Source organism: Pseudonocardia yunnanensis (genome assembly GCF_039534065.1).
GTDB classification, from domain to species: Bacteria; Actinomycetota; Actinomycetes; order Mycobacteriales; family Pseudonocardiaceae; genus Pseudonocardia; species Pseudonocardia yunnanensis.
Window position 1 is genome coordinate 1 of the sequence record NZ_BAAAUS010000063.1, and the last position, 15,002, is coordinate 15,002.

A 15,002-nucleotide genomic window follows, 5' to 3' on the forward strand; every position below is an offset into this window, starting at 1 on the left:
ACTCCACTTCGCATCCACAAACTGCTGCATCACTCCGCCCTCCCCGAGGCGCTGAACAAGATTTTCGGGCTCAGAGTCCACCCCTGATCATGAAGTGGTCTCGAGCCCGAACCCCCACAGAAGTCCGACTGAAGTTCGTGATGGTCATACCTCTGCCCGACCGTGTGCTTCTCGGCAGATCCCCTCGCATCGGCAGCAGACGGATCGATGAACTGCGCCGGTGCGAATCCCTGCCGGTGCTGCCGTAGTACAACGTTCAACTCGAAGCTGTCCAACGCGATCTCTTCCGCATCCATTCCCGGTTGGCAAATTTGACCGCCCGGTGGTCATCCGGCGGCTCCTGATCCGACCGCAGCGCGTGTGGAGCGTGCGCTCGTCCGGACCGATGTGGACGACTCTGCAGAGGATTTCGATCAGCCGTGGAGAAAGGTTGGTCGATCGCCCTCGCGTCCGTCTCGTAGAACTGCCCCCACACCATGTCACGGGAGACGGGTCAGCGCGACCCAGCCGGACTACAGCCGGCGATATGCCGATCTACCTGCGATGTTGTGTCCACGTGTCGCTCCGGCGAGTACGAGATCGACCCCCCGGTGCACGATCTCGCCGCGAGCTCTGTGCGGTGCCGCACCATTCGCCTGTCGGGCACGGGCCCTGATTCGCAAGGTTCTGAAGGGGTCGGGTCGTGATCGGTCGAAACCCACGTCTCTCCTCTTCGTCAACTAATTAGCGATCTCACCGACGGCCTACCCGACGATCGGCTTCGCGGGATATCGGCGGCCGCACGGTCAGTAACGATGACTGTTGCTTGAGTAGTTACGTCATGAGCCGCGTGACCGTGAGGAGGGTACTCGTCCAATCCTCAAGTGGCAGCAAACCTCGCGTATGCGGCAGGCAATTTCTCACGCCTTGGACGAGGGTGCGAAAGATCGTCAGTTCGCCGCCGGATGATTCCGGTCGGTCGCGACGAAACGTCGGGACTGCGCAATTGCCCGGAGATCTGTGGGCCCGTTCGGTGCTGTCGGCGCGCGCAGAAGGCTCGCCGGCCGCTCCGCCGTCGGTACCACCGCGACGTATCCTGGATCATGACCACGAACACGGCCGTACCGGCGATCAGAGATCGAGCAGGCGGCCCGCGGAATCTCGCTTTCCGCGATGAAATGCAGAAATCTCCGTGGATCGAGCGCCGCATACGCGGGCTGCCGGGTGGTGTGCGGCGCCGCAGCCGCCGCACACCGGGTTCAGCGAAGTCCCTGGGTCGCCTCTGGCGGTCCGCTTCCGCAGCCTGCCAGGGTCACGGCGGGCCCCACGACGGCTCGCGCCTGGACCTGCTCCACTCGCACGAGCCCGTGGCCGACCCACGCTGCTCCGTATCCCAGGCCGAGTTCGTCTCTACGGCGGGGCCGGCGCGACGGAAGGGCGCATCGCTCGTCCGCTCGAGCGAAGCGCCCTTCCGTCGACACGATCACGCCTTGCCGGCGCCGCCGGCCGGAGTCGTCGCCCGGGCGCAGACAGTGATGTCAGGGCTGTCGTGCGGTCGGCCTGGCACTCGGTGCGGCCCGGTACGGCGTCGTCATCCCCAGACTTCGTCGGCGGTCTCGACGAGCAGCGCGAGCTTTGCGCGTTGGTCGTCGCGGGTCAGGTCGTTTCCGTCGACGGTCGAGGAGAATCCGCACTGCGGGGAGATGCACAGTTGCTCGATCGGTACGTACTTCGCGGCCTGATCGATCCGGCGTTTGAGGTCGTCCTTGCTCTCGAGTCGTCCGTGCTTGGTGGTGACCAGGCCCAGCACCACGACCTTTCCGGGTGGCAGGAACCGCAGCGGCTCGAACCCGCCCGAGCGGGCGTCGTCGAACTCGAGGAAGAAGCCGTCGACCTCGAGTTCGGTGAACAGCGCCTCGGCGACGTAGTCGTAGCCGCCTTCTGCTGCCCAGGACGAGCGGTAGTTGCCCCGGCAGAGGTGAACGGTGACGGTCAGCTCGTCGGGGCGGTCGCGCAGGGCGGCGTTGATCTGGCGGATGTTGACCAGGTGCTGGGTCTGTGGGTCTCCGCCCTCGTCGGCGAGGAGGGCCCGCTGCTTGGGGTCGTTCAGGTACGCGAGGCTGGTGTCATCGAGCTGCAGGTAACGGCAGCCGAGCTCGAACAGGCCGCGCACCTGCTGGGCGTAGGCCGCCGACAGGTCGTCCCAGAACTGGTCGATGTCGGGGTAGATGGATTCGTCGATGGCGGCGCGCCCGCCGCGGTAGTGGACCATGCTCGGGGACGGGATGGTCTGTTTGGGCACGGCGGTGGTGGTCATCGCGCGCAGTGCGGTGAAGTCGTCCCCGAAGATCGTGTGCCGCAGGTGCAACCGTTCGGCTACCCGCAGCGCGGCCGGGGTCCACTCCAGCACGCCCTTGGCGTTCTCGAAGCGAACCGGACGGATGCCGTCGGTGGTCGTCATGCCGCCGAGCTGGTGGATGAAGTCCATGTGCCACAACGTCCTGCGGAACTCGCCGTCGGTGGCGGCGTGGAGCCCGAGCTCCTCCTGCATCCGCACGGCGCCGAGGATGGCGGCGTCCTCGACCACGCGTAGCTCGGCCGCGGTGATCCGGCCCTCTGCGCGGTCGGTCCGTGCGCGCAGGAGCTCCGGGGGCCGCAGCAGGCTTCCGACGTGGTCGGCTCGGAAGGGCGGAGAGGTACGGGGCGTCACGCCGTCACCCTAGAAAACTCCCGAGATGTGCGAACCGCGCCTTTGACGCCAGTTGCCCGGCCGCGTGTCCCGCGGCGGGTACGTCGAATGTCCCGGTGCCGGGCCGGGGCAGCGTCCGTGGACGGGGCGAAATCGCGGGCTAGGCACCGCGCGCCGGCGCCTCGTACTCCCAGCGTTCCCCCGGCGGCAGGCAGACGACCTCGAGCCCGGACGATGCCGTGGCCGCGAGGGCCTTGGCGTCCTCGCCCGAGCCGTGGCGGCGGAAGATCAGGGAGAGCGGGTCGTCGGCGTGGGCGTCGTGGACGGGAACGAGGACACGCGCGCCCAACGTGTTCGCGCCCGCCACCGCCTCCCGCGGCCCCATCACGAGCGGTGGACCGAGGACGGGCCGCAGTCCGTTGACCGGCAGCAGCGCCACGGACACCGCCGGAGCCCGGGTGCGGTAGCGCTCCAGCAGCCCGACGTCCGCGATCTCTCCGCCGAAGAAGACACGTGTGGGCCCGCTGCTGAGCACGTAGGCGTTGTTGCGCCACACCAGGGTTCGTCCGGCGGGAACGGCCTCGATCGACAGCGTCGGCGCGAGCTCACGCTTCTCGTGCCAGCGCAACTGCTCCACGTTGCGATACCCCAGGGCGCGAGCCTGACGCACCATCATCCCTGCGCTCACGTACACTGGCGTGGAGTCCTTGTGTTGGTACTCCTTCAGCGCGCGCAGGTCCCAGTGGTTCGCGGCGAAGCTGGTGGCGACGATGGCCGTCAACGGCGGGAGTTCGGCGACAGGCAGGCCGAGTGGCTCGCCGCGGCGCAGGTACCAGCGTTCGGTGAACCGCGGGTCGGTGAGGACGGTGTGCCCGTCCAGTTCGAGCAGGACGCACGCGTTGGCGACCCGCGTGACGGTGAGATCCACGCTGCTCGGGGCTTGTTCGCTCATGCGCCGACGGTGCCGGTTCATGTGCACATGAAGTCAAGTGCTCAGCAACCGGAACCGCGGCGCAGCCTCGTCGACCCGTCAGGTACCCCACAGTTCGCGGCTGGCGATGTCCGCGCCCGCCCGCAGTGCCTGGAGCTTGGCCCAGGCCACCGTGGGCGCCACCAGCGTCCATCCGGCGAAGGTCCCGAACCCGCAGTCCGTGCTCGCGATCACCCTGGTCCGATCGCCGACCGCGTCCACCGCACGCAGGATCCGTTCCGCGACGACCTGCGGATGTTCCACGAAGTTGGTCTTCACGTCGACGACGCCGGGGATGAGCACCATCGAGTCCGGAAGCGGGTGCCGCTTGAACGCCTCGTACTCGTGGTAGTGGCGCGGGTTGGCGAGCTCGAGCGACAACGCTCCGACGCGCGCCTCGTACAGCAGCGGCAGGATGTCGGCGAGCGCGACGTCGTTGTCGTGCGGGCCGTCCCAGTTGCCCCAGCAGACGTGAAGCCGCAGGTGCTCCGGTGGGATGTTCTGGACGGCCTGGTTGATCGCGTCGATGTGGAGCTCGACGACCTCGAGGAAACGCGACAGCGGATCGTCCTGGAACAACCCGACGCGTTCCATGGCGAGGTCGGGGCAGTCGAGCTGGAGCAGGAAGCCCTGGCTGTGGATGAACTCGTACTCCTTGCGCAGCTCACGGGCCACCGCCCGCACGTAGTTCTCGTGTGAGTCGTAGTAGCCGTTGAGCATGGTGGTGGTGACGATGCCGGGGGAGGCCGCCGTCATGAAGCGGTCGCGGTACTGCCCCTGGCGCGCATCGCTGGCCTGGTGGAAGAGATCGCACTCCTGCTCGGCCTCGCCGAGATCGGCGTACTGCACCTCCGCCACGGCCTGCGGGGCGTCGAACACCTTCGACGTGACCCAGCCGCGCTTCTGCCACAGCTCGCCGTAGTCGGGGTAGCGCACGAAGTCGGCGAACGCGGGGCGGGAACTGGCGCCTCCGAACCCCGACATGCGCAGTGCGACGTAGGTCTGGAAGCCGACACGGGGCTGCTCGCCGTCGTTGATGACGTCGACTCCCGCGTCGATCTGCTCGCCGACGACGTGTTCGACGCCCTCTTGCGCGACGCGACCGAACTCGTCCTCGGGCACGGTCTCGCCGCGCTCTTTCCGGATCAGTACGTCCTCGAGCTCCGCGCTCCGGGGAAGGCTCCCCGTGTGGGTCGTCAGGATGCGATCTTCGCTGAGTTGCATCGTTGCTCCCTTCAGCTCCGCTGCCGACAGTGCGTGTGGCGGCACGGCAGGGTCAATCGGCCGAGTGGGGCCCGCGCGCTGCCCGGCACGTCAGAGCAGGCCACCCGTCTGCGCCAGGATCTGGCGCACGCGTTGCTTCGCGAGGCGGGTGTAGCGGTAGACGGCCGCGCTCGCCGCATCCGGATCGCCCTGCTCGATCCCCTCGGTGATCCGACGCTGGGCGTCGATGAACTTCTGCGAGGTCACGGGGGTGACGCCGAAGCTGCGGGTCATGACGGTCTTGATGCTCAACCGCCCGAACGCCGCGGTGAGTGCGCCGTTGTGGGCCAGCGACACGACGCCCTCGTGGAAGGCGTAGTTCGCGTCGAGATAGCGGTCGAAGTCGACGAAACGATCGCCGACGAGCAGCGCAGCCATGGCCTCGAAGCGGATGCGCAGGTCGGCCAGCTCGTCCTGGGGGACGCGGCCGACGACCATGTCGATGACGCCGAGCTCGATCGCGCAGCGCGCGTCGAAGGTCTCGTCGGAGGTCCGGGTGTCGAACGGGACGATGACGTAGCCGCGGTCCGGGTCGCGCCGGATGAGCCCGTCGGCGGTAAGGCGGGTGAGCGCGTAGAACGCGGCCGACTTCTCCACCCGCAGGCGGTGGGCGAGGTCGTCGAGTTGGAGGACGGCGTCGGCGGCGTACATCCGTTCGAGCAACTGCTGGCGTGCACGCTGGTAGACCTCGTCGTCACGGGCGAACTCGAATCGCCCGAAGCCACCGCGGAAGTACGTGAGCGGGCTGCCCTCCTCCGCCTTCGCCTCCACCACCCGGCCGAGGAAGACGGTGTGCGTGCCGCCGGTGACCTCCTCGACGACCTCGCACTCGATGTGTGCGAGCGCGTCGGCGAGCACCGGAACGCCGAGGGTGCCCTCGACGACAGCCACGCCGATGAACTTGTCGTCACTGCGGACGGCGAACTGCTGGGCCAGGTGCTCGTGGCCCTCGCCCAGCACGTTCACCGCGAAAGCACCGGCCTGCGAGACGGCGCACGACGTCGGGGAGCTCCTGTTGAGGCAGGCGAGCATCATCGGCGGGTCGAGCGACAGGGACGTCACCGAGCTGGCGGTCATGCCGAACGCGCTCTCGGGCGTCCTGGTCGTCACCACCGTCACGCCGCTCGGCAGATGCCCCACGACGTGGCGGAACGTGTCCGCATCGAACGCTGCGGGACCTGTGGTCCTCGAAGCCATCACCGGAACCGTCCTTTCCGGAAGGCGCATCGGCCGCGTGCCAGTACACCGACAGCCCGGGAGGATGGGGATGCCGGAAGGCGTCAGATGAGCACGTGCCAGGTGGCAGGTGCCGTGACCGCGTCGCCGCGGCTCACGGGGCACGTCATCGGCCGCAGGCCAACTTCACGGTGGCCGCCACTGCTTTCGGACGCTCCCCGGCCTTGGCTCGACGTGACCGCGGACCCGCTGCCGAAGGAGAACGCCGTGAGACTGGGCTACTTCGCCATGCCGATGCATCCGAAAGGACGGGAGTGGGCGGAGACGCTGCGGGAGGATCGGGAGGCGGTCGTGCTGGCCGACCGGCTGGGCTTCCACGACGCGTTCATCGGTGAGCATCTCACCGACCGTCACGAGAACATCACCAACAGCCTGATCTTCCTCGCCACGCTCGTGCCGGAGACCGACCAGATCAAGCTCGCCACCGGCACGACGAACCTCTCGCACCAGCACCCGGCCCTCGTGGCCGTGCACTCCGCGATGTTCGACCACCTGTCGGGCGGACGCTTGATCCTCGGCGTCAGCCCCGGCGCCCTGCCCTCGGACGCCGAGGTGCTCGGCATCCTCGGCGAGGACCGCAACCAGCTCTTCGGCGAGGCCGTCGACATCATCCTGCGGATGTGGGAGCTCGATCCGCCCTACGACATCGACCTTCCCGGCAACCGGTTCACCGTCACGACGGCCACCACGTACGACGACGAGCTCGGCGTCGGGATCGTCGGGCGGCCGCTGCAGCAGCCGCGGCCCGAGATCGTGGGCACGGTCGTGGCACCGTTCTCGAAGGGCGTCGTGGCGATGGGAGCGCGCGACTTCCACCCGCTGTCGGCCAACTTCCTGCAGCCGCAATGGGTGGCCACCCACTGGCCGAACTACGTGCAGGGCAAGGAGTCGGTCGGCGCGCCCGTGGCGAGCGCCGACTGGCGCATCGCCCGCACGGTCTTCGTGGCCGAGGACGCTGCGGTGGCCGAGCGCTACGGGCGCGCCGACGCGAACAGTCCGTACCGCTTCTACTACGGGAAGATGCTCGCCAAGATGCGTGCGCTGGGTCGGCTCGCGCTGTTCAAGCACGACAAGGACGAGCCCGACGACGCGGTCACCCTCGACCGCGTGCTGGACGACCTCGTGATCGCGGGGACCCCCGACTCCGTGGCGGAGCAGGTGCTCGCCTTCCGGGAGCAGACCGGCGACTTCGGCGAGCTCGTCTACGCCGGCCTCGACTGGGTGGACCCTGATCTGGCGAGGCAGTCGATGGAGCTGATGGCGACGAAGGTGATGCCGCAGGTGAACGCGGCCATCAGGTCGAACGGCAGCGCCGTCCCGAGCGGGGCGGGAGCCTGACGGTGCCGCAGGAGCCGGTCGGCGTCGTCGGTATGGGGGTCATGGGGTCGGCGATGAGTACGCATCTGCTGGCGGCAGGCTTCCCCGTCCTCGGCTTCGACATCGACCCTCGGCGGCGCGCCGAGCACGAGGCGCGTGGCGGCACGGTGTGCGACAGCGCGGCCGACGTGGCCCGCGGCGCCGACGTCGTCGTCACTTCGTTGCCGAGCGCTGCCGCGCTCATGGACGTCCTGGACGGCGAGCGGGGCATGCAGGACAGCGGCCGGGCGGGTCTCGTCGTCGTGGAGACGAGCACACTGTCCGCCCGGGCGAAGCAGGACGGGCACGACCGCGCGCAGGCGTGGGGCGCGGCGGTGCTCGACTGCCCGATGAGCGGCACGGGTCAGCAGGCACGCGACGGTGACTTGGTCGCCTATCTCAGCGGCGACGAGGCGGCGAAGAAGCAGGCCATGCCGATCCTTCAGGCCTTCACCAGGGCGCAGTACGACCTCGGTCCGTTCGGGCAGGGCACCACCATGAAGCTCGTCGCGAACCTGCTCGTCGCCGTTCACAACGCGGCCGCCGCGGAGGCGCTGCTGCTCGCCGAGCGCGCTGGCCTGGACCTGAATCTGGTGCTCACCGCGGTCGGCGACGGGGCCGGCGGATCGCGGATGCTCGCGGTGCGCGGTCCGTTGATGATGGCCGGGCAGTACGCCGAGGCCACCGCGACCGTCGCGACGATGCAGAAGGACAACGCGCTGATCGCGGAGCTCGCCGCGAGCGTGGCCAGCCCGACCCCGCTGTTCTCCGCGGCGGCGATGCTCTACCAGGCTGCGGTCGCGCAGCACCGGCTGCACGAGGACACGGCGTGCGTCTTCGGTGTGCTGCAGCGGTTGGCCGGAGGATGAGGAGGACGAGGCCGGTGCTATCGCTCGTCGCCGAGCAGCCGCAGCAGGCGCAGGGCGACCTGCAGCTCGGTGCGGCGCTCGTGCAGCGGGTGGCCGAGGTGCTCCTCGGCCCGGTGCAGCCGGTTGCGGACCGTGTGCTCGTGCAGCTGCAGACGCTCCGCGGTGGCGACGTGGGTGCCGAGGCGGAACGAGACGTCGAGGGTCTCGCGCAGCCGGGCCGCCTCCGCCGTGTCGTCGGCGAGGGCGCCCAGCTCCGCCCGGACGAAGCCGCGAGCGCGATCGGGCTCGCGCAACAGCAGGATCTCGAGCGCCACGTCGCCGTGCCCCAGCACCGGCGGCGCCTGGGTGCGGCCCCACGCCGCGCGCACCTTCTCGACGTCCTGCGCCTGCTCCAGCGCACGGCGGAACCCGGCCAGGCCGCGCAGCGGGTCGCTGAGCGAGGCCTCCACGCCCGCGGTCTCGAGTACCTCACGCAGCTGCCCGAGGGTGCGCCGGGGCCAGGTTGGCGGGCGCGCGAGCCACACGGCCGTGCAGCGCAGGTCGAGGGGGTGGAGCAGGCTGTGCCGGATCCCGGTGGCGGCCCGCAGGCCGACCAGGAGCTGGGTCGCCGTGCCCTCGGCGACGGCGGGCAGTACGACGGCGACGTGGTCGGCGGTGAGGTCGTAGTCGAGCGTGAGCAGGTCCGACGGGGGCAGCGAGGTGACCTCGGTACGCAGGATCTCGCGCACCAGCCCGTGCCGGACGTGGGCGCGCGACCGGTTGAGGGCGTCGTCGGACCGCGCGTACTGCTCGGCCACCTGCGACGCCACGTGGTCCTGGTAGGCGAAGATCATGGTCGTGAGCCGGGCGAGCGCCGCCATGGCCTCCTCGCGTGGCACGTCCTTCGCCTCGGCGACGGCCTGCAGTTGCTGCGCCCACGCCTGCCACATGGTCACGAAACCCACGCGGTAGGAGCGCTGCAGCGCCGTCTGCGGGATGCGCAGGCGGGCCTGGACGCGCGCGAACTCCAGCGGCTGCTCGAGACGCACCTGGGCCAGCGCCAGCCGTCCGCACAGCACCTGCTGCAGGACGTGCAGGTTCTCCCGCACGCTGGAACGCAGGTGCTCGGCGAAGTCCGCGTCCCCTGCCAGGCGCGGAAAGGCCACGGAGATGTCCCGGACGACCACCCGCTCCGCGAGCTCCTGCAGGTCGACGCAGGCGGCCATCTCCTGCACCCAGTCGGGCAACGGCTCGCTGTCCTGATCCCCGCTGAAGGGGTCGACGTCACCGAAGATGTGGCCACCTCCTCGCCATGCCGGCCTCGCGCGCCACACAGGTGGAGGTCGTGACCATGATTGCGTCCGGCACAGGGAGCCGCTCGTGAAGGCGCGACCGAAAGTCGCCGTGATGGGTGGCTCGCTGGTCGGGCTGACCGCCGCGCTCGTGCTCCGCGACATCGGTTGTGACGTCGACGTGTACGAGCGCTCGGAAGCGCCTCTTCAGGGGCGGGGCGTGGGCCTCGTGCTGCACCCGATGACCGCGCGCTACCTGCTGGAGCACGCGCTGCTCGACCTGGCCACGGTGAGCACGTCCGCCCGGTTCCACCGCTACCTGGACGCGGACGGCGCCGTGCTGGCTGAGGTGGAGCGGCGGCACCGGTTCACCGGCTACAACACGTTGTACGGGGCTCTGCTGGGTGCGTTCGGCCGCGAGCGCTACCACCTCGGTCACGAGGTCGTGGGTATCGCGCAACGCGACGGCCGGGTCGAGCTCGCTGTCGCCGGCGGTCGCTCCGCCACCGCGGACCTGCTCGTGGCGGCCGACGGGGTCTCCTCGTTCGCCCGCCGCATCCTGCTGCCGGATGTCGAGCAGCGCTACGGCGGCTACGTCGGGTGGCGCGGGGTGGTGGACGAGCAGGCGTTGTCGGCGGAGACGGTGGCTGCGCTGGACGACGCCCTGAGCTACTTCGCGCCCGGGGGGACACACGCGCTCACCTACCCGATCCCGCACTACGACGGGGCGGTCGAGCGGGGGAAGCGGCTGATGAACCTGGTCTGGTATCGCAACGTGCCGGACGGGAAGCCGTTGACCGATCTGCTCACCGACCGGACCGGCCGCCGTCGCGAGGTGTCGCTCCCGCCCGGCGCGGTGCGTGAGGAGTACGTGGACGAGATGCGCGCTGCCGCAGGCGGACTGCCTCCGGCGTTCACGGAGGTGGTGGACCGGATCCCGGCGCCGTTCCTGCAGGTGATGATCGACGTCGAGGTGCCACGGATGGCGTTCGGGCGGGCCTGCCTGGTGGGAGACGCGGCGTTCACGGTGCGTCCGCACGCCGCGGCGGCCACGGCGAAGGGCGCCGACGACGTGTGGGCCCTGGCCGAGGCGCTGGTCGGATGTGACGGTGACATCGAGGCGGCGCTGCGGGCGTGGGAGCCGGGCAGGCTGGAGCTGGGTCGTGCGCTGCTGCACCGCAACCGCGACCTGGGCGAGGGCGCGCAGTTCCGCGGCGACTGGGTGCCCGGCGACCCCGCCCTCGCCTTCGGGCTGCGCGAACCGGGGGATTCCGCCGACATGCGCGTCACCTGATCCCCGGCAGCCCGACCTCATTTGATCGCCAGCGGGTTCAGCGGTGAGCCCGCCGCTCCGGTGATGGGCAGTGGCGCCGCGGACAGCAGGAACTCGTAGGTGCCGTCCTGCGCGCAGTCCTCGCCGATCGCCTGCAGGTCCCAGATCTCCCCGAACGGGATGCCCATGTTCACCAGGGCCACGACGTGCAGCGGCTGGAACAGGTCGATCTCGTTCGGCCGCACCTCGCATCCCCAGGTGTCCGTGGCGATGGCCGCGATGTCGTGGGCGTGCAGCCAGGGAGCGGTGTGCAGCGACAGACCGGGGGCGGGGCCGCCGTTGTATTCGCCCCAGTTGCCGCGACGGGTCTCGGTCATCCCCGTGCGGACGATGATCGCGTCGCCGGTGTGGATCTCGACGCCCTGCGCGGACGCCGTGGCATCGAGGTGGTCGGCGGAGATGGGGTAGCCCGGCTCCAGGCAGTCGACACCGTGGTGACGTGCCACGTCGAGCAACACACCACGCATCACGAAGCTCTCGCGCAGGACCTCGACGCCGCACCGGGTGGAGCCGCCTGCCGTGACGTGGCCTGCGTCGAAGCCGTTGTACATCCGCCCCTTCCAGAAGATGTGCGCGAGGCTGTCCCACTGGGTGCCGGCCTGGTTCGGCGTGACGAGCACGTCGTCGGAGAACCCGAAGCCCTTCGACGGACCGAACCCGCCGGGCAGGACTGCCTGTTTGCCGGCGAGGTAGTCGGTGCCCGTCGCGGTCATCATGTTGAGCGGGTTGGCGCGAAACCCGCCGGACTGCGGCCCCTTCAGGTCGAGCGGCAGGCCCATCGAGACGGCCTTGCCGATGCGCACGAGCGCCGCCGCCGCCCGGATCTGCTCGGGGCCGACGTGGTTCAACGCCCCGAGCTCGTCGTCCTCGCCCCAGCGACCCCAGTTGGAGTACTTCTCGATGTAGTCGCGGATGATGTCGTCGCCCCGGAAGGCGACTTCCTCGGTGGGCGAACCGGCCATGTGTTCCTCCTGGCTGCGGCGATCGGATGACGTACTGGGATCACATCTCCCGGACCACGGGCAGGACCTCGCGAGCGAACAGCTCCAGCGAGGCGAGGTGGACGGGGCGGAACAGCCCGATCTGCATCCGCGCCCCAGTTCTCCTCGGCTGTACTGCGGTGGACGTGCCGTGGTGCGCGCCGATGACAACACGATCAGCCCCGGGTGCAACTTGTGCGGGCCGACAAGGTCTGCGACCTGGGTTTGTCTGCGCCACGGACCTGGTCGCCGGACCTGTCGACGACGAGAGGTGGATCAGGAACCCGGCATCGGGTGAACGAGCGGCGCGCTCGTCCGATAGGTCTGGATGAGCGGGCCGCTCGTCCATCTGCCCGCCCCGGCCCGGGAGCCATGATCACCGGCTCAGGCCCCGCAACCGCTCATGACACGGCTACCGGTACCGATTCGCTGATCTTGCGCCTGCTGCCGGACGGCTGGGTCGACGGCCCCTGGCTCAGGGCCGGGTCACCCGGGTTGGACGACCGGCGCGTTCGCGCGATAGGTCCGGATCGATGTGCCGGTCGTAGTGGTGCTGCACCCCGGTGGGATGTGCGCGCAGGATCAGGGGCCGGCATCGGGTGAACGAGCGGCGCGCTCGTCCGATAGGTCTGGATGTATGGGCCGCTCGTCCACCGGCCCGCCGGGCCGCGATCTCATGATCACCGGCTCGGGCCCTGCAACCGTTGATGACGCGGCTACGGGTACCGATTCGCTGATCTTGAGCCGCCGCCGCTCGGCTGCGGGCCCAGTCCCAAGGCCAGGGCACCCGGGTTGGACGACCGGCGCGTTCGCGCGATAGGTCCGGATCGATGTGCCGGTCGTAGTGGTGCTGCGCCCGGTCGGCCCCGGTGGGGAGTTGCACGCAGGATTGGGGGGCCGACCGACATCGGGTGAACGAGCGGCGCGCTCGTCCGATAGGTCTGGATGAGCGGGCCGCTCGTCCAGCGGCCCGCCGGCCCCGCTAACCCATGATCGCCAGCCCCCGGGTTGAACGAGCGGCGCGTTCGCACCGGCGGCGCCCCAGGGTGCCTCAGTTGCCGAGGATGTTCTCGATCATCAGGGCCAGTTGTACGTGCAGCAGGGTCTGTGGGTCGTCGAGCTCGATGCCGAGCAGCCGCTCGATCCGCCGCAGCCGGTAGCTGACGGTGTTGGGGTGCACGTGCAGCGAGCTGGCCGTGAGGGCGGCATTGCAGCGGTGGGTGGTGTAGGTGCGCAGGGTCAGGCCCAGCTTCGACTGGTGTTGCTCGTCGTAGGCGTGCACCCTGCCGAGCACGGACTTGGCGAAGGACCGCAGCTCACGCGGGCGTTTCACCTGCAGCAGCAGGCGGTAGGCGCCGATCTCGTCGAGTGTCACGACGCGGTCGCGACGGTCCGACTGCTGCACCAGGTCGAGCACGCTGGAGGTGAGCCGGTAGGCGTCGCCGTACTCCTGCACGTCGAGGCACGTGGGGCCGACGCCGATGGTGGCCGTCCAGCCACCGGCGTAGGCGAGGATCTCCCGCCGGAGGTGGCGGGCGAACTCGGCCGCCGAGCGCGACTGCCCGTTCTCGCGCCACAGCACCACCACGTGGTCGCTGCGGGTGGCGGTGAGCGTCGCGCCTTTCCAGGTGGCGCCGGTGCGCTGGACGAGCGAGAGCAGCGAGCGCTGCGCGTAGGCCTCCCGGTCCTCGTGCACGGCGGTCGGCTCGTCCTGCGGCGCGTCACGGCGGATGACCAGCACCGTGTGGGGCTCGGTGAGGTCGGCGCCGAGCTGGTGGGCGCGGGCGTGCAGCGCCTCGCTCGACTGCCCCTCCGCGTCGAGCAGGTCGTCGAAGAAGTCGCGGGAGAGCCGCCACTCCACCTCCTGCGCCGTGCGCTCCTTCAGCAGCGCGAAGGCGACCACAGCGGCGGCGCGGACCAGGGCTTGCCGGTGTGGCGGTCCCAGCGGCTGGCGCGGGCACAGCGCCCACAGGTGACCGGCGACGTCCTCGTCGAGGACGACGGGCACGACCAGACCCGGCGAGCCGTTCACCGGGCCGAGCTCGGCCGGCAGGGCCGCGATGCCGAGATCGGGATCGTCGGCGAGGTGCGCCCTCGCCTGCTCGTGCAGCGCCGCGCAGCGACCGTCGCGGGTGGCGGGTCGTCCGTCGACGGAGGCCGCCGCGATCAGTCGTCCCGCGGCATCGTCGACGAGCACCGTGCAGCGGAGTCTGGTGGCGAGCGACTCGGCGATGGCGTTGACGCCGCCGCCCTTGAGCACCACGCGCAGCAGCTCGCCGTGGTTGGCCTCGGCGTGCTCGGTCGCCTCGAGCTCCGCCCGCAGCGTCGCCGAGCCGTGCAGGAGCACGCGAGCATGCTCCTGTGCCTCGGCGAGCTTGCGGATGGTCTCGATGGCGAGGCCGGCCTGGTTGGCCATGCTCTCCATGAGGATGATCTCGCGTGCGCTGAACTCGTGCCTGTCCGCGGTGTAGCAGTTCAGCACGCCGAAGGGGACCTGGCCGACCACGAGCGGCACCGACAGCAGGGAGTAGTAGCCCTGTTGTGCGGCCACCGTCTCCCAGGCGCGGGACGCGGCGTCCGCGGAGATATCGTAGACCGTGGTGGGCCGCTGCGAGCGGAACGCACGGCTCGACGGACCCTCACCCGTGTCGCCGGGGCCGACCGGGATGGGGGTCCGGGCGTTGATCGCGGCGACGTACTCCGGTGAGAGACCGTAGGACCCCTTGATCACCAGCGATCCGCGCTCCTGGTCCTCCACGAAGACGGCGCAGAACTCGTAGCCGGTGAGCCGGGCCGTGGCGCCGGCGATGAGCTCGAACAGTTCCTCCAGCGGAACGATCCGGTTGGCCGCGCGCGTGATCTCCGCGATCGCGTCGAGCCACGAGCACAACTCGGCCGACAGGGGCTCGTCCGCGAAAAGGACGGTCGGACTCGGCGACTGGGCGTGCACCATTACACGACCCCCCTCCCACGACGGTGTGTGGGTTCGGTCGTTCGGCACAGTAGCTCCTACCTGGACGATCGCGCTCGAACTCGGCGCCGTTCACCCGACTGCC

10 protein-coding genes are annotated in these 15,002 nt (G+C 70.0%); 3 read left to right on the plus strand and 7 right to left on the minus strand.

Annotated features, from left to right (window positions below; translation table 11 throughout):
- Positions 1 to 1,570 precede the first annotated feature (1,570 nt).
- The 4 genes from ABD743_RS40640 to ABD743_RS40655 form a co-directional block, all read right to left on the minus strand.
- Positions 1,571 to 2,689 carry a 5-methyltetrahydropteroyltriglutamate--homocysteine S-methyltransferase gene (locus ABD743_RS40640; RefSeq protein ID WP_344729455.1) on the minus strand — a complete coding sequence of 373 codons (1,119 nt, stop codon included), beginning with the start codon at positions 2,687 to 2,689 and terminating at the stop codon, positions 1,571 to 1,573.
- A 139-nt stretch (positions 2,690 to 2,828) separates the two neighbouring features.
- Entirely contained in the window at positions 2,829 to 3,620 is a 792-nt protein-coding gene (locus tag ABD743_RS40645) for an MBL fold metallo-hydrolase (protein ID WP_344729457.1), read from the minus strand.
- A 78-nt stretch (positions 3,621 to 3,698) separates the two neighbouring features.
- Positions 3,699 to 4,862: a cobalamin-independent methionine synthase II family protein gene (locus ABD743_RS40650; RefSeq protein WP_344729459.1), complete on the minus strand. Its 1,164-nt coding sequence runs from the start codon at positions 4,860 to 4,862 to the stop codon at positions 3,699 to 3,701.
- Between the two features lie 90 nt (positions 4,863 to 4,952).
- On the minus strand, positions 4,953 to 6,098 hold the full coding sequence (locus tag ABD743_RS40655; RefSeq protein ID WP_344729461.1) for a flavin reductase: 1,146 nt from the start codon (positions 6,096 to 6,098) through the stop codon (positions 4,953 to 4,955).
- A 246-nt stretch (positions 6,099 to 6,344) separates the two neighbouring features.
- On the opposite strand from ABD743_RS40655, the gene ABD743_RS40660 reads away from it, so the two are divergent.
- Positions 6,345 to 7,475, plus strand: a complete 1,131-nt coding sequence (locus ABD743_RS40660; RefSeq protein ID WP_344729463.1) for an LLM class flavin-dependent oxidoreductase — start codon at positions 6,345 to 6,347, stop codon at positions 7,473 to 7,475.
- A gap of 2 nt (positions 7,476 to 7,477) precedes the next feature.
- The gene (locus ABD743_RS40665) at positions 7,478 to 8,362 is read left to right on the plus strand and encodes an NAD(P)-dependent oxidoreductase (protein WP_344729465.1); all 885 of its coding nucleotides are present in this window, start codon (positions 7,478 to 7,480) and stop codon (positions 8,360 to 8,362) included.
- Between the two features lie 17 nt (positions 8,363 to 8,379).
- Here ABD743_RS40665 and ABD743_RS40670 read toward each other — a convergent pair whose 3' ends face one another.
- On the minus strand, positions 8,380 to 9,675 hold the full coding sequence (locus ABD743_RS40670) for a PucR family transcriptional regulator (protein ID WP_344729467.1): 1,296 nt from the start codon (positions 9,673 to 9,675) through the stop codon (positions 8,380 to 8,382).
- A gap of 46 nt (positions 9,676 to 9,721) precedes the next feature.
- Here ABD743_RS40670 and ABD743_RS40675 point away from each other — a divergent pair, with 46 nt between their 5' ends.
- Positions 9,722 to 10,927 (plus strand): FAD binding domain-containing protein, encoded by a 1,206-nt coding sequence (locus tag ABD743_RS40675; RefSeq protein WP_344729469.1) that lies wholly within the window; start codon positions 9,722 to 9,724, stop codon positions 10,925 to 10,927.
- A 17-nt stretch (positions 10,928 to 10,944) separates the two neighbouring features.
- On the opposite strand, the gene ABD743_RS40680 is transcribed toward ABD743_RS40675, so the two are convergent.
- Both ABD743_RS40680 and ABD743_RS40685 read right to left on the minus strand, forming a co-directional pair.
- Entirely contained in the window at positions 10,945 to 11,928 is a 984-nt protein-coding gene (locus tag ABD743_RS40680) for a cyclase family protein (RefSeq protein WP_344729471.1), read from the minus strand.
- A 1,069-nt stretch (positions 11,929 to 12,997) separates the two neighbouring features.
- Positions 12,998 to 14,947: a helix-turn-helix domain-containing protein gene (locus tag ABD743_RS40685; RefSeq protein WP_344729473.1), complete on the minus strand. Its 1,950-nt coding sequence runs from the start codon at positions 14,945 to 14,947 to the stop codon at positions 12,998 to 13,000.
- Positions 14,948 to 15,002 lie beyond the last annotated feature (55 nt).

What these genes read in the sequence shown, in the direction of transcription:
- ABD743_RS40645 (WP_344729457.1), bottom strand. Translation starts at nt 3,620, where the DNA reads ATGAGCGAACAAGCCCCGAGCAGCGTGGATCTCACCGTCACGCGGGTC.
- ABD743_RS40650 (WP_344729459.1), bottom strand. Translation starts at nt 4,862, where the DNA reads ATGCAACTCAGCGAAGATCGCATCCTGACGACCCACACGGGGAGCCTT.
- ABD743_RS40655 (WP_344729461.1), bottom strand. Translation starts at nt 6,098, where the DNA reads ATGGCTTCGAGGACCACAGGTCCCGCAGCGTTCGATGCGGACACGTTC.
- ABD743_RS40680 (WP_344729471.1), bottom strand. Translation starts at nt 11,928, where the DNA reads ATGGCCGGTTCGCCCACCGAGGAAGTCGCCTTCCGGGGCGACGACATC.